General features: G+C 57.1%; 29 protein-coding genes. 8 read left to right on the forward strand and 21 right to left on the reverse strand.

Going from position 1 to position 21,848, the window contains the following annotated elements:
• Nucleotides 1–16 precede the first annotated feature (16 nt).
• Complete coding sequence (locus ACP15U_RS19115) at nucleotides 17–718, reverse strand: response regulator transcription factor (protein ID WP_425046619.1); 702 nt, start codon at nucleotides 716–718, stop codon at nucleotides 17–19.
• A gap of 341 nt (nucleotides 719–1,059) precedes the next feature.
• Here ACP15U_RS19115 and ACP15U_RS19120 point away from each other — a divergent pair, with 341 nt between their 5' ends.
• Nucleotides 1,060–2,658 (forward strand): phosphoenolpyruvate carboxykinase, encoded by a 1,599-nt coding sequence (locus ACP15U_RS19120; protein ID WP_425046620.1) that lies wholly within the window; start codon nucleotides 1,060–1,062, stop codon nucleotides 2,656–2,658.
• A 94-nt stretch (nucleotides 2,659–2,752) separates the two neighbouring features.
• On the opposite strand, the gene ACP15U_RS19125 is transcribed toward ACP15U_RS19120, so the two are convergent.
• The gene (locus ACP15U_RS19125; protein WP_425046621.1) at nucleotides 2,753–3,523 is read right to left on the reverse strand and encodes a sulfite exporter TauE/SafE family protein; all 771 of its coding nucleotides are present in this window, start codon (nucleotides 3,521–3,523) and stop codon (nucleotides 2,753–2,755) included.
• A 142-nt stretch (nucleotides 3,524–3,665) separates the two neighbouring features.
• On the opposite strand from ACP15U_RS19125, the gene ACP15U_RS19130 reads away from it, so the two are divergent.
• Together ACP15U_RS19130 and ACP15U_RS19135 are read left to right on the forward strand one after the other, a co-directional pair.
• The gene (locus ACP15U_RS19130) at nucleotides 3,666–5,357 is read left to right on the forward strand and encodes an acyl-CoA dehydrogenase family protein (protein WP_425046622.1); all 1,692 of its coding nucleotides are present in this window, start codon (nucleotides 3,666–3,668) and stop codon (nucleotides 5,355–5,357) included.
• A gap of 126 nt (nucleotides 5,358–5,483) precedes the next feature.
• Nucleotides 5,484–5,873 (forward strand): META domain-containing protein, encoded by a 390-nt coding sequence (locus ACP15U_RS19135; RefSeq protein ID WP_425046623.1) that lies wholly within the window; start codon nucleotides 5,484–5,486, stop codon nucleotides 5,871–5,873.
• On the opposite strand, the gene recO is transcribed toward ACP15U_RS19135, so the two are convergent.
• Complete coding sequence (recO, locus tag ACP15U_RS19140; protein ID WP_425046624.1) at nucleotides 5,857–6,582, reverse strand: DNA repair protein RecO; 726 nt, start codon at nucleotides 6,580–6,582, stop codon at nucleotides 5,857–5,859. The genes ACP15U_RS19135 and recO overlap by 17 nt on opposite strands.
• A 130-nt stretch (nucleotides 6,583–6,712) precedes the next feature.
• Between recO and ACP15U_RS19145 the strand changes: the two genes are divergently transcribed.
• A complete protein-coding gene (locus tag ACP15U_RS19145) occupies nucleotides 6,713–7,018 on the forward strand; it encodes a hypothetical protein (RefSeq protein WP_425046625.1) in 306 nt (101 codons plus the stop codon).
• 1 nt (nucleotide 7,019) lies between these two features.
• Here the strand turns inward: ACP15U_RS19145 and ACP15U_RS19150 are convergent, their stop codons facing one another.
• The 11 genes from ACP15U_RS19150 to folK form a co-directional block, all read right to left on the reverse strand.
• Nucleotides 7,020–7,349, reverse strand: coding sequence for a DUF1491 family protein (locus ACP15U_RS19150; protein ID WP_425046626.1), 330 nt, complete (start codon nucleotides 7,347–7,349; stop codon nucleotides 7,020–7,022).
• An 86-nt stretch (nucleotides 7,350–7,435) separates the two neighbouring features.
• Nucleotides 7,436–8,338, reverse strand: a complete 903-nt coding sequence (gene era / locus ACP15U_RS19155) for a GTPase Era (protein WP_425046627.1) — start codon at nucleotides 8,336–8,338, stop codon at nucleotides 7,436–7,438.
• Nucleotides 8,335–9,021: a ribonuclease III gene (rnc, locus tag ACP15U_RS19160; RefSeq protein WP_425046628.1), complete on the reverse strand. Its 687-nt coding sequence runs from the start codon at nucleotides 9,019–9,021 to the stop codon at nucleotides 8,335–8,337. The genes era and rnc overlap by 4 nt, the downstream gene beginning before the upstream one ends.
• On the reverse strand, nucleotides 9,018–9,854 hold the full coding sequence (gene lepB, locus ACP15U_RS19165; RefSeq protein ID WP_425046629.1) for a signal peptidase I: 837 nt from the start codon (nucleotides 9,852–9,854) through the stop codon (nucleotides 9,018–9,020). The genes rnc and lepB overlap by 4 nt, the downstream gene beginning before the upstream one ends.
• A gap of 54 nt (nucleotides 9,855–9,908) precedes the next feature.
• Nucleotides 9,909–10,340: a holo-ACP synthase gene (gene acpS, locus ACP15U_RS19170; protein WP_425046630.1), complete on the reverse strand. Its 432-nt coding sequence runs from the start codon at nucleotides 10,338–10,340 to the stop codon at nucleotides 9,909–9,911.
• Between the two features lie 20 nt (nucleotides 10,341–10,360).
• Nucleotides 10,361–10,837 carry a hypothetical protein gene (locus ACP15U_RS19175; protein WP_425046631.1) on the reverse strand — a complete coding sequence of 159 codons (477 nt, stop codon included), beginning with the start codon at nucleotides 10,835–10,837 and terminating at the stop codon, nucleotides 10,361–10,363.
• 1 nt (nucleotide 10,838) lies between these two features.
• Nucleotides 10,839–11,585 (reverse strand): pyridoxine 5'-phosphate synthase, encoded by a 747-nt coding sequence (locus ACP15U_RS19180; protein WP_425046632.1) that lies wholly within the window; start codon nucleotides 11,583–11,585, stop codon nucleotides 10,839–10,841.
• Between the two features lie 32 nt (nucleotides 11,586–11,617).
• On the reverse strand, nucleotides 11,618–12,271 hold the full coding sequence (locus tag ACP15U_RS19185; RefSeq protein ID WP_425046633.1) for a DUF2062 domain-containing protein: 654 nt from the start codon (nucleotides 12,269–12,271) through the stop codon (nucleotides 11,618–11,620).
• A gap of 31 nt (nucleotides 12,272–12,302) precedes the next feature.
• The gene (locus ACP15U_RS19190; RefSeq protein ID WP_425046634.1) at nucleotides 12,303–14,432 is read right to left on the reverse strand and encodes a RelA/SpoT family protein; all 2,130 of its coding nucleotides are present in this window, start codon (nucleotides 14,430–14,432) and stop codon (nucleotides 12,303–12,305) included.
• A gap of 26 nt (nucleotides 14,433–14,458) precedes the next feature.
• A complete protein-coding gene (gene rpoZ / locus ACP15U_RS19195) occupies nucleotides 14,459–14,812 on the reverse strand; it encodes a DNA-directed RNA polymerase subunit omega (protein ID WP_425046635.1) in 354 nt (117 codons plus the stop codon).
• A gap of 106 nt (nucleotides 14,813–14,918) precedes the next feature.
• Nucleotides 14,919–15,488 (reverse strand): 2-amino-4-hydroxy-6-hydroxymethyldihydropteridine diphosphokinase, encoded by a 570-nt coding sequence (gene folK / locus ACP15U_RS19200; RefSeq protein WP_425046636.1) that lies wholly within the window; start codon nucleotides 15,486–15,488, stop codon nucleotides 14,919–14,921.
• A 136-nt stretch (nucleotides 15,489–15,624) separates the two neighbouring features.
• Between folK and ACP15U_RS19205 the strand changes: the two genes are divergently transcribed.
• A complete protein-coding gene (locus ACP15U_RS19205; RefSeq protein WP_425046637.1) occupies nucleotides 15,625–16,197 on the forward strand; it encodes an NYN domain-containing protein in 573 nt (190 codons plus the stop codon).
• A gap of 82 nt (nucleotides 16,198–16,279) precedes the next feature.
• Here the strand turns inward: ACP15U_RS19205 and ACP15U_RS19210 are convergent, their stop codons facing one another.
• Nucleotides 16,280–16,738: a c-type cytochrome gene (locus ACP15U_RS19210; protein WP_425046638.1), complete on the reverse strand. Its 459-nt coding sequence runs from the start codon at nucleotides 16,736–16,738 to the stop codon at nucleotides 16,280–16,282.
• 132 nt (nucleotides 16,739–16,870) lie between these two features.
• On the opposite strand from ACP15U_RS19210, the gene ispH reads away from it, so the two are divergent.
• The 3 genes from ispH to rnhA are packed head-to-tail and all read left to right on the forward strand — an operon-like array spanning nucleotide 16,871 to nucleotide 18,888.
• Complete coding sequence (ispH, locus tag ACP15U_RS19215) at nucleotides 16,871–17,821, forward strand: 4-hydroxy-3-methylbut-2-enyl diphosphate reductase (RefSeq protein ID WP_425046639.1); 951 nt, start codon at nucleotides 16,871–16,873, stop codon at nucleotides 17,819–17,821.
• Between the two features lie 16 nt (nucleotides 17,822–17,837).
• Nucleotides 17,838–18,443: a class I SAM-dependent methyltransferase gene (locus ACP15U_RS19220; protein WP_425046640.1), complete on the forward strand. Its 606-nt coding sequence runs from the start codon at nucleotides 17,838–17,840 to the stop codon at nucleotides 18,441–18,443.
• Nucleotides 18,436–18,888: a ribonuclease HI gene (gene rnhA / locus ACP15U_RS19225; RefSeq protein WP_425046641.1), complete on the forward strand. Its 453-nt coding sequence runs from the start codon at nucleotides 18,436–18,438 to the stop codon at nucleotides 18,886–18,888. Before ACP15U_RS19220 ends, rnhA begins: the two co-directional genes overlap by 8 nt.
• A 28-nt stretch (nucleotides 18,889–18,916) precedes the next feature.
• Here rnhA and ACP15U_RS19230 read toward each other — a convergent pair whose 3' ends face one another.
• The 6 genes from ACP15U_RS19230 to def (ACP15U_RS19255) are packed head-to-tail and all read right to left on the reverse strand — an operon-like array spanning nucleotide 18,917 to nucleotide 21,820.
• A complete protein-coding gene (locus tag ACP15U_RS19230; RefSeq protein WP_425046642.1) occupies nucleotides 18,917–19,153 on the reverse strand; it encodes a GlsB/YeaQ/YmgE family stress response membrane protein in 237 nt (78 codons plus the stop codon).
• A gap of 1 nt (nucleotide 19,154) precedes the next feature.
• Nucleotides 19,155–19,391: a hypothetical protein gene (locus tag ACP15U_RS19235; protein WP_425046643.1), complete on the reverse strand. Its 237-nt coding sequence runs from the start codon at nucleotides 19,389–19,391 to the stop codon at nucleotides 19,155–19,157.
• A 13-nt stretch (nucleotides 19,392–19,404) separates the two neighbouring features.
• Nucleotides 19,405–20,310, reverse strand: coding sequence for a methionyl-tRNA formyltransferase (fmt, locus tag ACP15U_RS19240; RefSeq protein ID WP_425046644.1), 906 nt, complete (start codon nucleotides 20,308–20,310; stop codon nucleotides 19,405–19,407).
• 3 nt (nucleotides 20,311–20,313) lie between these two features.
• Nucleotides 20,314–20,811, reverse strand: a complete 498-nt coding sequence (gene def, locus ACP15U_RS19245; RefSeq protein WP_425046645.1) for a peptide deformylase — start codon at nucleotides 20,809–20,811, stop codon at nucleotides 20,314–20,316.
• Complete coding sequence (gene def, locus ACP15U_RS19250; RefSeq protein ID WP_425046646.1) at nucleotides 20,808–21,305, reverse strand: peptide deformylase; 498 nt, start codon at nucleotides 21,303–21,305, stop codon at nucleotides 20,808–20,810. The genes def (ACP15U_RS19245) and def (ACP15U_RS19250) overlap by 4 nt, the downstream gene beginning before the upstream one ends.
• A complete protein-coding gene (gene def / locus ACP15U_RS19255; protein WP_425046739.1) occupies nucleotides 21,302–21,820 on the reverse strand; it encodes a peptide deformylase in 519 nt (172 codons plus the stop codon). The genes def (ACP15U_RS19250) and def (ACP15U_RS19255) overlap by 4 nt, the downstream gene beginning before the upstream one ends.
• Between the last annotated feature and the right edge of the window lie 28 nt (nucleotides 21,821–21,848).

The raw sequence follows: 21,848 nt of genomic DNA on the forward strand, positions 1-21,848 counted from the left end.
CCCGTTTCGCAGGGTGTTACTCTTCGTTGTACCTGTAACCGATCCCATAGAGCGTCTCAATCGCTGCGAAATCGGTGTCCGCGCTACGCATCTTCTTGCGCAGGCGTTTGATATGGCTGTCGATGGTGCGGTCGTCCACATAAACCTGATCGTCATAGGCCACGTCCATCAGCTGGTCACGGCTTTTGACAAACCCCGGTCTCTGCGCCAGAGCCTGCAGTAGCAGGAACTCGGTAACCGTCAACGAAACGTCCTTGCCCTTCCAGCTCACCGAATGGCGCAACGGATCCATCCGCAGATGGCCACGCTCCATGACCTTTGTTTCCGGGGTCGTTCCGGTCACGTCACCGGAAACTGCCTCCTGCCTACGCAGCAGGGCTCGGATCCTCTCGACAAGCAAACGCTGCGAGAATGGTTTTTTCACGTAGTCGTCAGCGCCCATGCGCAATCCCAAAACCTCGTCGATTTCATCATCTTTCGAGGTCAGGAAAATCACCGGCATCTGGGTTTTCTGTCGAAGACGCTGCAACAGGTCCATCCCGTCCATGCGCGGCATCTTTATGTCGAGCACGGCCATGTCCGGCAGCTTCTTGTTGAAAGCGTCGAGCGCGGCCTGTCCATCATTATAAGTCTCGACCTCAAAGCCTTCGGCTTCGAGAGTCATGGAAACCGATGTCAGGATATTCCTGTCATCGTCCACCAATGCAATCTTTGACATAAGGTGTGCCCCTATACTGCTCGTTACTGCCTTATTTTTTTCCCATACATCGCTTTTTTGAAGGACCGAATCAATCCTTAACTGCGAATCAGGGGCCCTTACCGTTGCAATTGGGACAAAAAAACATTGCCGACAGGTGAATTTGACGCCGCTGGGTCGTCTCATTCTGCACGCTTATGCAAAACATCGCCTTGGTGGCGCTAACTGCGCCAAACCGTCCTGTTCATGCCCCAAAGGCTCGTGATAAGACCGCGCTCACCGGCAGATGAGCCGGACGAAAGCCCCGCAGGTGCGATGTGCCGAAGCCGGATAAAATCGCACCGCCACAGGAGAAGAAGAACATGACATCTGGACGGGTTAACCCAGAGTTTCGCCTGGAAGATCAGGGCATCACGGGTCTGGGCAATGTCTATTACAACCTCATGGAATCCGCGCTGATCGAAGAGGCGCTCAAGCGCGGCGAAGGCACATTGGGCAATGGCGGGGCCTTTTTGGTATCGACCGGAAAATTCACCGGCCGCTCGCCCAAGGACAAGCATGTTGTAAATACCGACAGCATCGCCGACAGCATCTGGTGGGAAAACAACACTGCGATGACGCCTGAGGGATTCGATGCCCTCCATGCCGACATGATCGAGCACATGAAGGGCCGCGATTATTTCGTTCAGGACCTCGTCGGAGGCGCTGATCCGGCGCATTCGATCAATATGCGGATGGTAACCGAGCTGGCTTGGCACAACCTGTTCATCCGTCACATGCTGCGCCGTCCGGATCGCGAGGATCTGGATGGGTTCGTTGCGGACTTCACTGTCATCAACTGCCCAAGCTTCAAGGCCAATCCCGAAAAGCACAACTGCCGCTCGGAAACCGTGATCGCAATGAATTTCGACCGCAAGGTGATCTTGATCGGCGGCACCGAATACGCAGGTGAAAACAAAAAATCTGTATTCACCCTGCTGAACTACCTGCTGCCCGAGAAAGGCATCATGCCGATGCATTGTTCGGCCAACCACGCAACCGGCAACCCGGTGGATGCAGCGGTTTTCTTTGGCCTGTCGGGAACAGGTAAAACAACTCTTTCGGCGGACCCCGCCCGGACCCTCATCGGTGATGACGAACATGGCTGGTCGGATCGCGGCACCTTCAACTTCGAAGGCGGTTGCTACGCAAAGACCATCAACCTCAACCCCGAGGCCGAGCCCGAAATCTATGCCACCACCTCGAAGTTCGGCACAGTGATTGAAAACATGGTGTTTGACCCCGAGACCAAAGAGCTGGATTTCGACGACGACTCGCTTACTGCCAACATGCGGTGTGCCTATCCGCTCGAATACATTTCGAACGCATCGAGCAGCGCGATGGGCGGACACCCCAAGAACATCATCATGCTAACCTGTGATGCGTTTGGTGTTCTGCCTCCGATCGCCAGATTGACGCCGGCTCAGGCGATGTACCATTTCCTTTCGGGCTTTACATCAAAAGTGGCCGGAACCGAACGCGGTGTGACCGAGCCCGAGCCAACGTTCTCCACTTGTTTCGGCGCGCCCTTCATGCCGCGGCGCCCCGAAGTCTATGGCAACCTGCTGCGCGAGAAGATCGCTCAGCACGGCGCGACATGCTGGCTGGTGAACACCGGTTGGACCGGAGGCGCTTATGGCACGGGATCCCGCATGCCAATCAAGGCGACACGTGCCCTGCTCACCGCTGCGCTCGATGGATCGCTTGCCGAGGCCGAATTCCGCAAGGATCCGAATTTTGGCTTTGATGTTCCGGTTGAAGTTCCCGGTGTTGCCGAAGTTCTGCTGGATCCGCGCCGGACATGGGACGATCAGGCCGGATATGATGCACAGGCAACCAAACTGGTTCAAATGTTCGCAAACAACTTCGAACAGTACCTGCCCTATATCGACGAAGACGTTAAAGCGGTAGCCATCGGCTGACTTGCTACCAAAAGTCTCAACCAATCAAGCCCTTTGCCAAATGCAGGGGGCTTTTTTGTCGAGACATTTTGATCCGGATGTTTCCGGGGCTCGGCTACATCATCAGAAGACCGCGCCGCACAAGGTTCAACCCCGCGACTGTCAGTACAATCAATGTGGCCCGGCGAAAGGTTTGTTGATCAATCCGATCGTGGAAACGGCCGCCCAGCCACATACCGCCAATCGCAGGCAGGAGCAGGGCAAACGACAGAGGTGCCGACTCCTCCGACAGCACTCCCGATCCGATATGGGCCACTGCCAACGCAACCGCGCCCAGACCGTAAATGACCCCCTGAACCCGCAGATGCTCGGATTTTGGTGTGTTTAGGGTAGTCAGGTACAGTACGGTCGGCGGTCCCCAGACACCGGACATGCCACCAACGAACCCTGCGACCGCCCCAATCAACGCCTCTATTCGCGCCGACGGGTTTTTGATTTCAAGACGCAGGCCGAACAACTGGACGAGGGCAAAGAATGTGACCGGCAGCCCCAGCATTAGCAGAAGTGCCGATGGGGAAAGAACTCTAACCAGCTGCGCAGAAGCAAGCAGGAAAACCAGACCCACAAGCAGAAAAACCCGAAACTTGGCGATCGATTCCCACGCCGCGGCCGCACCCTGACGCAACGCTTGCATAAGGTTTGTCGCCAGCGTTGGTAAGATCAATCCGGCCAATGCTAGATCTGGGGGCAGGAACGTACTCAGACCCGAGATCAGGATCATCGGCAAGGCAAAGCCGACCATGCCTTTGACCGAGCCAGCCAAAAAGGCAATTGCGCAGGCCAGCATAAGTTCCAGCGGCGAGATGTGTGTCAGAAGGCTCTCCATATCCCCTCTTATCACCATCGTATTATGCCGCATCGCAAAATTTTTTGCGCAACTTTTGATCTAAATGACACATCATAACGTATTTTTGTTGCGCTGCATGTGCAAAGTGCTAAGACCAAGCGACCAGAAAAGGAAGCGATTCATGCCTCACGACGGACAGGACCTGACGATGACAACCCACTCCCCGATCTTGCCCGACCTCCTGACACTAACCGGCGCCGCTCTGGCCCCGGTGGCGCAGGTTTTTGAAACCGCCCTGGAGGCCGTTCGCGCAAAAGTCAGCGTCGAAGGTCGGATCTCGGGAGACCTGATCGAAGCCAATCAGTCGTCCGCACATGGCTTGTCATGGCTGGGCACATACAACCAATCGCTCCAGCAGATGCAGCGATGGGCCGAAAAGCTTCAGGACAACGGCAATTTTGGCGAGTTGGAGCAACTGATCCACCAGATTGCGTTTGGTGAGTATCTCCATCAGATTGCGGGCGGCATCCCCATGAGCCAGGGTGAAATCCTGCGGCTGCAAGAGTTGGGCCTTGGGTGGGATGCGCTGTCTCCGTTCCATTGCACCGAGGTTCAGACCCTGATGGCAAGTGGCAACACGCAGGCCGCGCGCAGCCGCCTTGTCGAACTCATGCAGGAGCAATCCGCCAACATCACCTTTGGTGCATGTGGCCTCGATGACGAGCTGGAAATGATCCGCGAACAGTTCCGCCGCTTTGCCGTGGAAAAGGTCGAACCACACGCGCATGACTGGCACCTCAATGACGAACTGATCCCGATGGAAATCATCGAAGAGCTCGCCGAGATGGGTGTTTTCGGCCTTACCATCCCCGAAGAATACGGCGGGTTCGGCTTGTCCAAGGCGTCTATGGTTGTGGTCTCAGAAGAATTGTCGCGCGGTTACATCGGTGTGGGCTCGCTTGGAACGCGCAGCGAAATTGCCGCCGAACTGATCGAAGGGGGCGGCACCGATGAACAGAAGGCGTATTGGCTGCCCAAGATCGCCAGCGCCGAAATCCTGCCGACGGCGGTGTTCACCGAACCCAATACCGGCTCGGATCTCGGTTCCCTGCGCACCCGTGCCGTCAAGGACGAAAATGGCGACTACAAAGTCACGGGCAACAAGACATGGATCACACACGCCGCGCGCACCCATGTCATGACCCTGCTTGCCCGGACCGACCCCGACACGACCGATCATCGGGGCCTGTCGATGTTCCTTGCCGAGAAAACTCCGGGCACCGACGAGGCTCCCTTTCCGACCGAAGGTATGACCGGCGGTGAAATCGAGGTTCTCGGCTACCGAGGAATGAAGGAGTATGAGCTTGGTTTCGACGGTTTCCACGTCAAGGGCGACAATCTGTTGGGCGGGGCAGAGGGTCAGGGCTTCAAACAACTGATGAAGACCTTCGAAGCGGCCCGGATCCAGACAGCGGCCCGCGCAATCGGGGTCGCCCAGTCTGCGCTTGATATCGCGATGCAATACGCACAAGACCGCAAACAATTCGGCAAATCACTGATCGAATTCCCGCGGGTTTCCGGAAAACTCGCAATGATGGCTGTCGAAATCATGATCGCGCGCCAACTGACCTATTTCTCGGCATGGGAAAAAGATCACGGCCATCGTTGCGATCTTGAGGCGGGCATGGCCAAATTGCTCGGCGCCCGGGTTGCATGGGCAGCTGCGGATAACGGGTTGCAGATCCACGGCGGCAACGGGTTTGCGCTGGAATACAAGATTTCGCGCGTGCTTTGCGATGCCCGGATCCTGAACATTTTCGAAGGCGCTGCCGAAATTCAAGCTCAGGTGATTGCCCGGCGCTTGCTCGGGTGACGCGGCCACAAATCTTCGGCCGCCCGACCAACCGGGCGGTTGGAATCCAGACCCTACAGGGCGGCGCAAACCATGACCCGGTATGGTGTGACTTGCGCATCCATTCTGGCTCGCTAACGTGCCGCCATGCGATTGCTTATTTTTCTGCCCTTGATTGGATTGTCGACCTGCGAGAGCGACGAAACCGTTGCCGCCTATGGCGCCGCCGGACCTACATGGCAGTTGCAAAGTCTGGACAACACCTCCTTTTCGGCTGACGCGAGCCTGCAATTTGAAGATGGCGGGAAGATATCCGGGAAAGGCCCGTGCAACAGCTTCTCGGCGGCGCAAACGGCCCCCTATCCCTGGTTCGAAGTTTCAGACCTCGTGGCGACAAGCGCCAGTTGCCCAAGCCTTGAAGCAGAGGGAGCTTACTTTGCTGCCCTAATGGCAATGACCCAGTCCGAAGTCTCAGGTAACGTCCTGATCCTGCGCAATGACGCTGGACATGAAATGCTGTTCAAAGCCGGCGAGTAAGGCGGTCAATCAACTGACCACGCGCACCCGGTAGAGGGTGATTGCCAAGTGACGACGCCAGCTTCTGCTCCAGAAAGAACCCGGTTGTCTTCAACCCTTCGAGAATTTCGGTGTCCGGTGCCGGGCCTTCTCCACGCATACAGGCTGGGAGAGGCAGCAAGCGATCAGCCCAATCACCCGCGCCTTCCAGCGACACCGCCCGGCCGGATTTAGGTGACACATAGACTAACCCGTCAGTGGCTCCGGTGACAGCACAGGAGCTCAGGTCGAGCCCGAACCCCATCTCCTCTAGCAGGGCAAGCTCCCAGTTGAGATAGGCCAGGGGCCAGATCTCCTCCTGACCCAGAAGATCCATCAAGGGTTCAGTTTTTCGGTATAGATCCGGATGCGGCTCGCGCTCGGGGAGGCAATATGCCAACAGCGAGGTGACAGAGTTCAAACCAGCAAGAGACAGACGACTGGAAAATGCAGCCGCGGCACGGCTGCGCAATGGTTCGACCTGAAATGCGCCGAGATGTTCTTCGAGCCTGGCTCGCCATGACACATCCAGCTGTGCGCCCGGTTGCAGGATCGGAGCAATCTTGCGGCTTGTGCCCCCGCGTACCACGCCTGCATGCCGCCCGTGCTGTTCGGTAAATACGTCAATGATGGCAGAGGTTTCCCCGTGCCGGCGCGCGGTCAGCAAAATTCCGTGGTCTCGCCAATCCAAGTTACTTCCCCGCGCAGCCGTCAGCAGCTCCAACAGACAGCAAGGTTGCCGGTGCTTCAAGCGAGATCCTTGACTTCACAAAGGTTGCCGGGCAGGATGTTTAACTATTTCGTTAAGTTAGGAGAGGCCAATGCGCGGTATCACTATAACCTACGATTACAGCGGCGATGAAGGGGAATGGCAGGCGGCCACAGGCGCATTCATTGTCGCAATCGACAACGACCCCGAGATTGCCGGAAAGTTTGTCTATCAGGTTGCTGTCGCCGACGACGGCAAGACCCGTATCCACTGGGGACGCTGGGACAAAGCCGAAACCCTGGAGCATGTGCAGGCTCAACCCTATTTTGCGGACTTCGCTGCCAAAGTGCGGGATTTTGCCGGCGGGGCGCCCAATGCGACCGGTCATGATATCCTGAACAAAAGCGGCGGATGGTAACCTATTCGAGACCGTCTTCGCCCAGAAGATGCCGGCCGTGACGATCTTCGACTTCGATTACCCACAAGTCGGGATCAAACTCCCGCTGGCGGGTGATCGAAGCGTCAACGTGAGCCTCATCACCAGAAGACAACTCGACCCATCGCCGGTCGCCACTCATCAGATCATAGCTCCGATGGCATGCCGTCGCCTGACCGTCAAGCGTGTTGAGCTTTACCAGAACTGCGCCGGCGGTGTCATCGCCGTGAGCAACGACAAAGGCAGGAATCTCCTGAAATCGCAGTCGTGCGAGATAGGCCTGAACCCAGAACTCGGTAGTCAGACGGTTCATACGAGACCCACATTCCGAAGTGTTTGCTGGCGCGGCCTGGCCTGAAAGAGGCCCCCGTCGCAGGAAGGTTCGGGCCGCGACATGGATCACGCGCCGTCTTTGAAATCGAGGCCCATTTCCGAATATCGCTCGGCCTCCTCCAGCCAGTTCGGGCGCACCTTGACCTGCAGGAACAAGTGCACCTTACGGCCGAGAAATTCCTCCAGTTCGGCACGGGCGGATTGCGAAACCGCCTTGATGGTCTCGCCTTTCTTGCCCAAAACGATACCCTTGTGGCCATCGCGGACGACATAAATGATCTGCTCGATCCGCGCCGAACCATCTTTTCGCTCTTCCCAGCTCTCGGTTTCGACCGTCAATTGATAGGGCAGTTCTTGATGAAGCCGAAGTGTCAGTTTTTCGCGGGTCATTTCGGCCGCGATCATCCGCATCGGCAGATCGGCAATCTGATCTTCCGGATACAGCCACGGACCGTCCGGGACCTGCCCGGCCAACCATTTGCGCAGATCATCGACGCCGTGACCGCGCTCGGCCGAAATCATGAACGTTTCGGCAAACTCGTAACGATCATTGAGCGCTTTCGCGAGGCCAAGCAAATCTTCTGCCTGCACTTTGTCGATCTTGTTGATCGCAAGCGCGACGTTTCGGCCCGAGGCGACTTCGGACAATCCTTCCAGAATTCGCTCCACACCTTCGGTAAGGCCCCGATGGGCCTCTACCATCAGCACGATCACATCAGCGTCGGCCGCACCGCCCCAAGCGGCAGCGACCATTGCACGATCCAATCGACGCCGCGGCCTAAACAGGCCCGGTGTGTCGACGAACACCAGCTGGCTGTCACCCTCGATCGCCACGCCCCTGATCCGCGCTCTTGTGGTTTGCACCTTATGCGTCACGATCGACACCTTGGCCCCGACCATCAGATTCAACAGGGTGGATTTACCGGCGTTGGGTTCTCCGATCAGGGCGATGAAACCTGCCTTGGTCATGTTGATGCCTCCAGTTGCGCCAATAGGGCCGCAGCGGCGGCCTGCTCGGCCTGCCGTTTGGCGCCGGCACTGGCCTGCGCCTCGTTTCCATTCTGCATTCGCGCCACAATTGTGAAAACGGGGGCATGATCAGGGCCGGACCGGGAAACCGTTTCATAAACAGGTGGTTTCTGCCCCCGAGCCTGAGCCCATTCCTGCAGCGCGGTCTTTGCATCGCGGGCATCAGCCTCGACGCTGCTGATCCGATCGCCCCAAAGGCGAAGGATCATGTCGCGTGCAGCCTCGAAGCCGTCGTCGCGATAGACTGCGGCAATAACCGCCTCCATCGCGTCTCCCAACAGTGCCTGTTTTCGGCGACCGCCTGACATCATTTCCGAGCGCCCGATCTTAAGAACCGAACCGATATCGATATCTCGCGCAACGTCCGCGCAGGTTTCCTTGCGCACCAGGGCATTGAATCGAGGCGCTAACTGACCCTCGGTGGCCTTGGTGTCATGTTCGAGCAGGGCAGTAGCCATCACGAGGCCTAAAACGCGATCACCCAGGAATTCGAGCCGTTGGTTGTCTGGCCGGGTCGTTGATGAAATCGAGCTGTGCGTCAGGGCCCGCAGCAGCAACTCGGGCCGTTGAAACTCGTACCCGAGTCTTGCCTGAAATTCGATCAGTTCAGAGGAGAGCTTCAATCGACACCTTTGAAGAAACGATCGCTACGCCAGGTCCAGAAAAACAACATGGAACGACCCGCCGAGGAGAACATGATCCGGTCGGCGCGACCGATCAAGTTTTCGAAGGGGACAAAGCCAACCCCACCCGCGGCCTGAGGCAAACGACTGTCAGCCGAATTGTCTCGATTGTCGCCCATAAAGAAGAAATGACCTTCGGGCACCTGATAGATACCGGTGTGGTCCGATCCCTGATTGGCAATATTCAGGACGGAATAGGATACACCGTTGGGCAAAGTTTCGGTCTGCCGGGATTTCTGGCACACGCCCCCTTCGCCAACTGGCCCATTCTCGCAGCGCGGTCGCAGGCCCTGCGGACCCTGGGCTGTCGCGATCTCTTCAAACACCCCGTTGTCCTCAAGGCCGACCGGAGCATCGTTAATATGCAGGACACCGTCTTTGATCTGCAGCTTGTCGCCCGGCAGGCCCACCAGCCGCTTGATGAAATCACGGCCTGATACAGGGTGGCGGAAAACGACCACATCACCGCGTTCCGGATCGGACGCCAGAAGGCGCGTGTTATCACCCTTTGCGAAACCGCAAATATCCTCGGCGTCCACGTTCAACCCGACACTGGGTATGATCAGGCTGGGGCAGGATGCGTAGGAATAGCCATAGGCCATTTTGTTGACAAAGAGGAAGTCTCCGATGAGCAGAGTTTCCTTCATCGACCCCGACGGAATCCAAAACGGCTGAAAGAACAGCGTGCGGAAGACACCCGCAATCAGCAGCGCGTAGACGATGGTTTTGATCGTCTCCCAAATGGCGTTTCCGGATTTGGCTTTGGTGGCCATGCGGGTCTCCGTTCTGTCAGGTTGGGCGCTACATGCGGGGCAGCCGGAGGTAAGTCAAGGTAGCGGAGCAGATTCCGCTGCGGGCTCGCTGACCGGTCGCGCCTCGATCACCACAAAAGCCTGCGCCCACGGGTGATCATCGGTCAGCGTTACGTGAATAATCGTCTCATATCCTTCCGGGGTCATCTCGTTGAGGCGCTCCTCGGCCCAGCCGGTAACCTGCATGACCGGCTGACCGGAGCGCAGGTTCGACACGGCCATGTCCTTCCACGCGATCCCCATCCGCAATCCCGTGCCCAGCGCCTTTGAACACGCCTCCTTGGCCGCCCATCGCTTGGCATAGGTGCCGGCTGTGTCTGCTCGACGCTCCGCCTTGCGCTGCTCGGTTTCTGTAAACACGCGATTGCGAAAACGATCACCGAAACGGTCGAGTGTTCCCTGAATGCGGTCAATGTTGGCCAGATCTGTACCGATGCCGAGGATCATGGAGTTATCCGGTTTTAGATCTAATTCTTAAACGACTTCAGGCGTTTTTGTTCCAGCTTCACAACGCCAGTAGCCTGATTGATCCGCATGGGAACTGCCCGGATGGTGCTGCGGTCTATTCCCCCGGTATCAGGGTCGTAGGATGCAACCGGAACCCTGAGCAGCAACCCCTTTGCCGGATCGTATTCCGAAATGATCTTGCTTACATCGATTCCCCAAAATCCGGCCTGATCGTTAGCCGAGAGGATAAAGCACTGCCGCTTCCGCTCGGGATGCGGCACTGTCACAACAAGGTGCTGCGAACAGCAAACCGGTTCTCCTCCGGTATCGACCACGCCAAGCTTCACGTTTCCGTTGGCATAGTTGCGTCCGCCGACTATCGAGTCGCCAATTTGAGAAAGCCCGATCCAAGAGTCTTTGCACAGCCCGAGCGTTTGCGATTGAGCCGGAGCCGAGATCGACAAGGCAGCGGCCAAAACAAGAACAGGTCTGATCATTTTATCCTCGCGCTTCATCCATGAGGCGGCGCATTTCGGTGATCGCAGGGGTCAATCCGCGAAAGATGGACTCGCCAATCAGGAAATGACCGATATTGAGTTCTTTCACCTCGGAAAAGGCCGCGATCGGCTGCACCGTTTCGTATGTCAAACCGTGGCCAGCATGGACTTCCAATCCCAACCCGTGGGCAAAGCTCGACATCTCGCGCAGAGCCGCCAATTCCCGGTCGCGATCATCGAACCGTCCTTCCGCGTGGGCGTCACAATAGGCACCGGTATGAAGCTCGATGACTTCGGCACCAATGCGGTGGGCGGCTTCGATCTGTGCCTTGTCTGCCGCGATAAAGATCGACACACGGCACCCTGCTTCACGCAACGGCGCAATGAAATGCGCGAGCCGGTTTTCATCTCTTGCAACTTCAAGCCCACCTTCGGTGGTTCGCTCTTCTCGCTTTTCCGGCACAATGCAGACTGCGTGCGGTTTGTGCCTGAGCGCAATTTTCTGCATCTCATCTGTCGCGGCCATCTCAAAATTCAGAGGCACGGTCAGCACTTCCATCAAACCGTCGATGTCAGCATCCGATATATGGCGGCGATCTTCACGCAAATGGGCAGTGATACCGTCGGCACCGGCCTCCTCGGCAAGCTTAGCTGCTCTTAGCGGATCGGGATAGGCGCCCCCGCGCGCGTTGCGCACCGTAGCAACGTGATCAATATTCACACCCAGACGCAGGGCTCTTTCTGACATGCGGTTGTTCCTTCTGCGCGTTCGTGCTGACATTAGTCCGCTTTTTCAGAAAGGTCAGCCTCGGCTTCGGCCTTTTTTCGAATGGCTTCAAACTTTGCCTTGATCTTGGTCCGTCGCCGGTTCTGATAGGCCGTAATCAGCGGCAGACTCAGTGTGTAACAAATCGTTGCCGCGATGGCGCCGGGGATCAAGCCGCCGACGAGGTATGGAAAGAAAACCTCGTTGTAGAAGAGGCTTAGCCCGTGCCAATCGGTTTCCGCAGACGTGAAATTGGCTTTGAAGTTGTGCCAAAGATCACCACCCGCCTCCTTGAACTTTTCCCCCAGAGAGGCAGCATCATCTTCGAACTCGGTTCCCAACAAGAAATGCCCGGTATGCATCGACACGGCGGCAATGAATACAAACGTGATGGGATTGCCAAAAAAAGTCGACATGAGGGCTGCGATAATGTTGCCGCGCATCATTTTGGCAATGACGCCCGCCACTAGGAAATGCAGGCCAAAAAGGGGGGAGAAACTGGTGAAAACACCCGCCCAAATTCCCCGAGCAATTCTCTGCGGCGAATCCGGCAGTCGCCTGACCCGGTGCTTCACATAATGAAATGCGCGGGTCCAACCGCCACGTGGGTAAAACAACTCCGACGTGATACGCAGGAAAGAACGGCGGTCACGGCGCTTGAATACCAACGTGATCGTCCTTCCCCACCACCGGCCACGACTAGGCCGAAACCCCTGCCTTTGCTGATCCTCGGTGCCGGCTCACTGCCGCCACGTCGCTTTCTGCTTCCAGAGACAGCATCAACGAGTGCAATTGCTCCACATCCCGCAGCTCAACGTCGATCATGAGCCTGAAGAAATCGGGCTTTCTGTCAACAAACTCCAGATCTGAGATATTGGCCTTCTTCTCTCCGATCAATGTGCAAATACGCCCCAGTACACCGGCATCATTGCCGATTGTAAGGTCCAGCGTCACTCCGTAGGCAGCGGGATGGGTGCCGGAATGCCAGTGCAGGTCTACCCAGCGATCCAGCTGGTCTTCGTAGTCACTGAGCCGTTCGCAATCAATGGCATGGACCACGACGCCCTTACCGCGATAGGTGATTCCGACGATCCTCTCTCCGGGGATCGGCTGGCAGCAGGGTGCGCGTTCGAAAGACTGCCCCGGGTCCAGACCTATCACTGCCCGACGCGGCGAAACGGCATCCCCTTTATCCGGAGCCAGCTCGGGATATACGGCCTGTACCACATCATGCGCAGTCAACTCCGCGCTTCCCAGACGAGCCAGAAGTTCCTCGCGGTCTTTCAACCGCAGATTCTTGGCAGCGGCTTCCAGAGCTTTGTCGGTAGATTTCCGGCCAACATGCTCAAAACCCGCGCGTGCCAGCTCCTGTCCGAGTTTGATAAACCGCTCACGGTCCACTTCGCGCAGCGCCCGACGGATGGCGGTACGAGCTTTGCCCGTTACCGCAATTTCCAGCCACGTGACCTGCGGGGTCTGACCTTCGGCGGTTATGATTCCAACGGACTGGCCATTCTTGAGGCGGGTCCACAGTGGGACCCTGATACCGTCGACCTTGGCGCCCACACATGCGTGGCCGATCCGGGTGTGGATGGCATAGGCAAAATCGATCGGTGTCGCGCCACGCGGTAGTTTGACCACGTCGCCTTTGGGCGTAAAGCAGAACACCTGATCTGAGTACATCTCGAGCTTCACGGCCTCGAGGAAGTCCTCGTGATCTTCCTCACTGTCGAATTGCTCGGTCAGGTTGGCGATCCATTTGGCCGGATCGACTGCAAACGGGTTGTGGCTGCGGACACCGTCCCGATAAGACCAGTGCGCCGCAACACCGGTTTCGGCTACGTCATGCATCTGGCGCGTTCGGATCTGTACCTCGACCCGTTTGCCGTCCCGGCCGGACACCGTGGTATGAATGGATCGGTATCCGTTCGATTTCGGCTGGCTGATATAATCCTTGAACCGCCCCGGCACAGCACGCCATCGCTGATGGATCGCACCCAGAGCTCGATAGCAGTCTTCTTCAGAGGTGGTGATGATCCGGAAACCATAAATGTCCGAAAGACGGGAGAATCCCTGATCCTTCTCCTGCATCTTGCGCCAGATTGAATAGGGTTTCTTGGCTCGTCCAAAAACCTCGGCCTCGATGCCTGCCTTTTCAAGTTCGGACCGCATGTCACCAGTGATCCGGTGGATCACATCGCCGGTTTCCCTTTGCAGCGTAATGAACCGGCGGATGATCGATTGTCGTCCCTCCGGGTTGAGAACGCGAAAGGCCAGATCTTCCAGCTCTTCGCGCATCCATTGCATCCCCATTCGGCCTGCCAACGGAGCATAGATGTCCATTGTCTCTCTTGCCTTTTGCGCCTGCTTTTCCGGACGCATTGCCTTGATCGTCCGCATATTGTGAAGACGGTCGGCAAGTTTGACGAGGATGACGCGCAGGTCCTTGGACATTGCCATGAACAGCTTGCGGAAGTTCTCGGCCTGCTTGGTTTCGCGGCTGGACAGTTGAAGATTGGTCAGCTTGGTGACGCCATCGACCAACATGGCCACCTCGTCGCCGAACAGGTCTTTCACCTGACCGTACGACGCCTTGGTGTCTTCAATCGTATCATGCAATAGAGCGGTGATGATTGTGGCATCGTCCAGCCGCTGCTCGGTCAGAATGGCGGCAACAGCTACGGGATGGGAAAAATAGGGCTCTCCGGAATGGCGGAACTGCCCATCGTGCATCTGCTCGCCAAACTGATAAGCTTTGGCGAGTCTTTCCGTATTCGATTTCGGGTTGTAGTTTCGGACCAGCGCAATCAGGTCTTCGGCAGATATCATCCGGTCCGCACCCTCGCGAGTTAGGGTTACCCCTGGCCCTGAGCCTCCATCAACGCGCGCAGGAGCTTCTCTTCGGACATATCGTCATCTGCCGGCTTGTCGGATTCTGCTCCCATGAGAAGCGCCATCTGGTCTTCTTCGGGCTCGTCAATCTCAATCTGGGTCTGGTTGCTTTCGATCAGACGCTCGCGCAGATCGTCGGCACTCTGGGTCTCGTCAGCAATCTCGCGCAGCGAAACGACAGGGTTCTTGTCGTTGTCACGGTCCACTGTGATCTGCGCACCGGCAGAGATCTCGCGTGCCCGGTGGGCAGCCAACATCACCAGTTCGAACCGGTTTGGTACCTTGTCAACGCAATCTTCAACCGTCACGCGGGCCATTGGGAACTCTCCAAAGTGAAACCTTGTCCAGAAAGCGTGTTCTTACGCGCGAATCCCCGCCTTGACAAGCGCGAAATTGCTGCTCTGCCGCAAGGTGCAATGGGCATCATAAAGGGTGCACGGCCGCTATGTCTTCTTCCTGTAGCGCTGCGCACATCTCGGCGGCACTTTTGCCAAGCAGTGGATGCACCCAGTTCGGTGCCACATCACAAAGCGGCACCAGAACGAAGGCCCGGTCCTGAAGACGAGGGTGCGGCAGGATCAATTGACCCGGAATGTCCGTCAATTGTTGTTCGGAGGGGAGGTCCCGCCATTGCGCCTGAACCTGCGGATCCGGCAGAACGGCATCGCCAAAGAACAAAATGTCGAGATCCAACGTGCGCATTCCCCAACGTTGTTTGCGAGCCCTTCCATGCTTGTGTTCAATTGTATGCAGGATATCCAAAAGCTCTTCTGGCGACTGCTCGCCCTGAACCAAGGTCACTGCGTTCACGTAGTCCGGACCGGCACCTGCAGGGAAGCAAGGTGTTGAAAAAAAACGGCTGACAGCGTGCAGCTTAAGCCCGCTTGCCTCGAGATCCAAAAGCGCCTGACGCAGTGTCAATTCCGGCGGACCTGCATCTGATGGTAGGTTTCCACCCAGTGCAATTGCTGAAAGTGGCTGAAATTCGCTCATATTTGGCCCGGAAACTTTTCGTGACGAGACTTGCGATACATCTCATTTCCCTTATTTTAGACTCATAGTTACGCCAATTATTATTTCACACTCACGGAACACCGAGGCGGAACGGTCACACCGGAAGGACAGATTGATGTTTTACAAAGACGAACGGCTCGCGCTGTTCATCGACGGATCGAATCTATATGCCGCCGCCAAGGCACTGGGATTTGACATCGACTACAAGCTTCTGCGTCAGGAATTCATGCGTCGCGGCAAGATGCTGCGGGCATTCTACTACACTGCGCTGCTTGAGAATGATGAATACTCTCCCATCAGACCCTTGGTAGATTGGTTGCATTACAACGGATTCACCATGGTGACAAAGCCAGCCAAGGAATACACCGACAGCATGGGTCGCCGTAAGGTCAAAGGCAACATGGATATCGAACTGACCGTCGATGCTATGGAACTGGCCCCGCGGGTGGATCACATTGTGCTGTTTTCGGGAGACGGCGATTTCCGCCCTCTCGTCGCCAGCCTTCAACGCCAAGGCGTGCGGGTCTCGGTCGTGTCGACCATTCGCAGCCAGCCGCCCATGATCTCGGACGAGTTGCGCCGCCAGGCAGACAACTTCATCGAGCTCGAAGAGCTCCGGGATGTCATCGGGCGACCTCCGCGCGAGGTTCCCACAGAACGGAACGTCGCTGTTGCAGCAGGCAAGTAACTCAAACAGGCGCCGTCGAGGCGCCTGTTTTCATTTCAGGCATTCGCACACAGCTATGGCACCCAATGGTGATCACCGGTGATCACCCGTCCGCCGCGCTGAGATTGATGCTGTTGTGGCGCTCTATGATACTCTGCGGCCATGTGCTTTTGATGAAGGAAAGTACCGCGACAATGTCTTCGCGTGACATTTGATCCGCGAACCCGGGCATCCGGCTTTTGTATCCGCCCCCTATGATCGCCTCGGACCCATAGGAGGTAATGCGCACCAATTGTTCGTCCGGATGGTGCCAGGTGTGTCCGCTTGCATCATGCGGCGGTGCAGGCAGATACCCGTCTTCGTCCATTTGCCGCCAGTTCGGCTCCCCCTCAAGGTCTTGACCATGGCAGCTGGCGCAAAATTCGTCATAAAGAGCATGCCCCCGGCTGACGACTTTGGAATTCTGGTATGAGAGTACCCCTGCTGGGGCTGTTTCGCGCAATAGATACCAAGTCACGGCCGCGATCACCGCAAATCCTGAAACCACTAAAACATATCTCATGTGACACCCGACTGATTGTTCTTCGCTTTTGGCAACGTTCTTTGGGACCGGTCCAGTTACATGTGCGTGAGCCGGTAATGGGCTGGACCCGGCGGTCACAAAGAATTACCTCTCCCAGCAAGGAGACGCGACATGACGAAACATCCCCTGACTCTTTACCTTGCGGCGCCACGGGGCTTTTGCGCAGGAGTGGATCGCGCAATCAAGATCGTGGAAATGGCGCTCGAAAAATGGGGGGCCCCGGTCTATGTCCGCCATGAGATCGTGCACAACAAATACGTTGTAGACGGGTTGCGAAACAAGGGTGCCGTTTTTGTCGAAGAACTTGAGAACTGCCCCGATGACCGCCCAGTGATCTTTTCCGCTCATGGCGTTCCGAAATCAGTTCCGGCTGAAGCAAAACGGCGTGATATGGTCTATGTCGACGCCACCTGCCCGTTGGTCTCAAAGGTTCACATCGAAGCCCAACGCCACGCCGAAGCTGGCCTGCAAATGATCATGATCGGCCATAAAGGCCACCCTGAAACCGTAGGCACAATGGGTCAGTTACCTGATGGCGAAGTGCTGTTGGTGGAGACTGTCGAAGACGTGGCCAATGCGCAGGTGCGTGACCCGGATCGTATCGCTTTTGTGACGCAGACCACGCTTTCGGTCGATGATACCAAAGACATAGTCTTGGCCCTGCAGAAACGGTTTCCCAACATCGTTGGCCCGCACAAGGAAGACATTTGCTACGCCACCACCAACCGTCAGGAGGCGGTAAAGGCGGTGGCGCCAATGTCGGATGCGCTCTTGGTTGTCGGCGCGCCGAACTCGTCCAATTCACGCCGGCTTGTCGAAGTCGCCTCCAAGGCTGGGTGCAACTATGCGCAACTGGTGCAACGTGCCGAGAACATCGACTGGCGGGCGCTGGAGGGGATCGGATCGGTGGCGATCACAGCTGGTGCTTCGGCCCCCGAAATTCTGGTGAACGAAGTCATTCAGGCATTTCGCGACCGTTTCGACGTCACGGTCGAATTGGTAGAAACCGCTGAAGAGAATGTTGAGTTCAAAGTGCCCCGCGTCTTGCGGCAACCCGCGTGATTTCCTGGCAACCCCCATGAGCGACAGAAACACGATCAACGTCTACAACCGCGAAGCCGGTCGCTACGCCGAGTTGACCGACGCCCATAATGCCGAGGATCCCCGCCTCGCGAAGTTTATTGCTCAGATTCCGCCACAGGGCAGCGTTCTGGATCTGGGCTGCGGTCCCGGAGTTTCAGCCGCGGCAATGGCGCGGGCCGGTCTGTCAGTTGATGCAATCGACGCCTCGCCGGAAATGATAAAGCTTGCCGGTCTGCACGCCGGTGTCACCGCCCGTTTGGCAAGCTTCGATGACATCCGAGGAGGCGCGTCCTATGATGGGATATGGGCAAATTTCAGTTTGCTTCATGCGCCAGCCAATGAGTTTCCGAGCCATCTGAGCGCAATCAGACAGGCATTGAAACCCAGCGGCATCTTCTTCATCGGAATGAAACTTGGGTCTGGTGAGGGCCCCGACAGGCTGGGCCGCTATTACAGCTACTACAAACAAGACGAATTGGAGGCGATTTTGAAGGACGCGGGATTCTTTGTAGTCGAACGGGTTACCGGCCGCGGAACCGGGTTGGATGGATCGGTGTCCGACTGGATTTCAATATTCGCAAGAGTTGCCGACCGTGCCTGAGCTGTTTGCCTACACAGATGGCGCATGCTCGGGAAATCCCGGGCCTGGGGGTTGGGGTGTTCTGCTCCGCGCACTCGATGGTGAAACCGTTGTAAAAGAGCGCGAGCTAAAAGGCGGCGAAGCGGAAACCACCAACAACCGGATGGAACTTCTGGCCGCGATCAATGCCCTGGAAACGCTGGGGCGCCCTTCGAAAATCACCGTGGTAACCGACAGCGCCTATGTTAAGAACGGCGTAACTGGCTGGATCTTTGGTTGGAAAAAGAACGGCTGGAAAACTGCTGCCAAGAAACCGGTAAAAAACGTCGAGCTATGGCAGCGACTCGACGAAGCCCAGCGCCGCCACGACGTCACCTGGGAGTGGGTAAAGGGCCATGCAGGCCATCCGGAGAACGAGCGAGCAGACGAACTGGCGCGAGCAGGGATGAAACCTTACAAAATCTGACACCGAACCTGTTTGACGCGACCCCGGGCTACCTTCCGCGGTATCTCTGCCAGAGCCAGATTACAAGCAGCGCCCCCAGAACCGCACCGACAAATCCGGCCAGCCCACCCATGATCGTGGTCAGGGTGCGCAGGATCAGACCCCCGATCAACGCGCCTACGATACCGATGAGCATTGTGGTGGGAATATCCGCCTCGATCCGCATCAGCCGCGTAGCCAGAAACCCTGCCGCGGCCCCTATGATGATCAACGCAATAACAGACATTTCACTTTCTCCAGTGGAACGGCACGATTATCAATGCCCCGACCGAGGAAACGATTGCGTTCATACCCGGGGACCCGAAACCCCAACCAAACATCAGGCGCATGAAGAAAAACAGGAACGCACCGCCTACGCAGATAATGATTGATGAGAGGTAACCGTTCTGGGTGAAACCGGATTTTTCCGACAGGTAGCCAACGATACCAGCGATCACCACCGTTCCCATCAACACCAAGAACATGACGTATCTCCTGTCAGAGCCGTGCGCCTTTGGCCACTGGCCGACCGCGCAGGAACACACCTGCATCCTGCGCGCCTTTGCCTGCCCGTTGCAAGCGGGTAAGAGAGACCGCCCCTGAACCGCAAGCCACAGTGAGCGCGCCATCCAGAACTTCTCCGGGTTGCCCCTGCCCTTCGCTCAAACGAGACCCCAAGAGCTTCACGCGCTCCCCGTCAATCTCGGTCCATGCTCCGGGAAAGGGAGACAGGCCCCGTATCTGGCGGTCGACCTCTATCGCCGGTCGGGTCCAGTCCACCTTCGCTTCGGACTTGTCGATCTTGGCTGCGTAGGTAACCCCGTCGTCCGGCTGAGATTGCGGAACCAATTGCGGCAGGCAACCTAGAGCTTCTACGATCGTTTCGGCACCAAGCGCGGAAAGTCGGTCATGCAACTGAGCTGTTGTTTCCTCTTTTTCGATCGGAGTGGACCGCTGCAGCAGAACCGGGCCGGTATCCAGACCCGCTTCCATTTGCATAACGCAGATTCCGGTTTCGGTATCGCCGGCCATGATGGCCCGGTGAATTGGCGCCGCGCCGCGCCAACGCGGCAACAGGCTTGCATGAATGTTCAGACAGCCGCGTTCAGGCGCATCCAGAACAGCCTGCGGCAGTATCAGGCCGTAGGCCACGACCACGGCGACTTCTGCCTGCAGCTGTGCGAACTCAGCCTGTGTTTCGGGGGCCTTCAGTGTTTCAGGATGGCGAACTTCCAGACCAAGCGCCTTGGCACGTGCGTGAACTGGGGTCGGTCGGTCCTTCTTGCCACGACCAGCGGGGCGAGGCGGCTGACAGTAGACGGCGGCAATCTCGTGCCCGGCGTTGACCAAAGCATCGAGCACCGGCACCGAAAAATCCGGAGTTCCCATAAATACTATGCGCACGGATCAGCCCACCAGCTTTCTGGCCTTGCGCAACAGCATATCGCGCTTAACCTTGGAGATATTGTCGAAATACATCCGACCGTTGAGATGGTCGATCTGATGCTGCACGCTGGTCGCCTCGATCCCGACGAAATCCCGGATTTTCTCTGCACCCCGCTCATTGACGTAGCGCACTGTGACAGCGCGCGGGCGTTTGACCTTGGCCGAAACACCCGGAAGATTTGGGCTGGCTTCTTCATGTTCGCGAAGCTCGACAGAGCGGTGCAGGATCTCCGGATTCGCCAACCGGACAACACGGCCACGTTCAGTAGACCCATCCACGACCGCAAGGCGCAGCATGACACCGATTTGCGGCGCCGCGAGTCCCACACCCGGCATCGCCTCCATCGTGTCGATCATGTCTTTCCAGATCTGCAGAATGTCATCCGTGACCTCTTTCACGGGTGCGGCCTCGCTGCGCAGCCGCTTGTCAGGCCATGGCAAACAGGTGCGGACGGTCATGGAATGACCTCCCGATACTTGGTTTCAGCCGTATCGCGCGCAACTTCGTCAAGGTGATCAAACGTCACGACACCGTTCAGATGATCGAATTCATGCTGAATGCAACGTGCCTCGAACCCGTCAAAATCAGCCATGTGAATATCACCTTCTGGTGCGGTCCACTGGACAGTCACTGCTTTGGGACGTTCAACAGGGATCAACAGACCAGGGATCGACAGGCAACCCTCTTCCATTGTCTCCGGCACTCGTTCGGCCGCCATGATAGCCGGGTTGATCATCGCCAACGGGGAATGCTCGCCTTCTTTCCAGGTGCAATCCATGACAAAAAGTCGTTTCATCACCCCAACCTGTGGAGCGGCCAGCCCTCGGCCTTGCGCGGCATACATGGTGTCGAACATGTCCAAAACCAGATCCTCCAACCGCTCATTTTCCACCGGTGCGCATTTCTGCGACAGGCGTGCATCGGGCCATTTCAGGATAGGCAGAACACTCACGCCCGGGCTCGCTCCCGCTTGAGCTTCTGCATCTTGCGGGTAATCATCTGGCGCTTGAGCGGCTTGAGATAGTCGATGAACAGCTTTCCGTCGAGATGGTCGATCTCGTGCTGCACGCAGGTGGCCCAAAGCCCGTCAAAAGTTTCGCGCTGCACCGCTCCGTTACGGTCCAGCCATTCGACTTCAACCGTTTTGGGGCGGGTAACCTCGGCATACTGGTCCGGTATCGACAGGCACCCCTCCTCATAGACATTGGTATCGTCTGACGAAGCCAATACCTGTGGGTTGAACATGACCAGCGGACGCGGGGTTTCGTTTTCTTCCTTGACGCAATCCAGCACGATCAGACGATCCAGCACGCCAATTTGCGGTGCGGCCAGACCGATGCCAGGTGCGTCATACATTGTCTCCAGCATGTCATCTGCCAGCTTGCGCAAATCATCGGTGACATCAGCCACCGGCGCGCAGACCTTTTTCAGGCGGGGATCAGGATGGATCAGGATCGTTCGTTTCATGGCCTTGATGTATGCCATCACCCCTCGC

The sequence above is a fragment of the Primorskyibacter sp. S87 genome (assembly GCF_049801055.1).
GTDB lineage: Bacteria > Pseudomonadota > Alphaproteobacteria > Rhodobacterales > Rhodobacteraceae > JBNAGF01.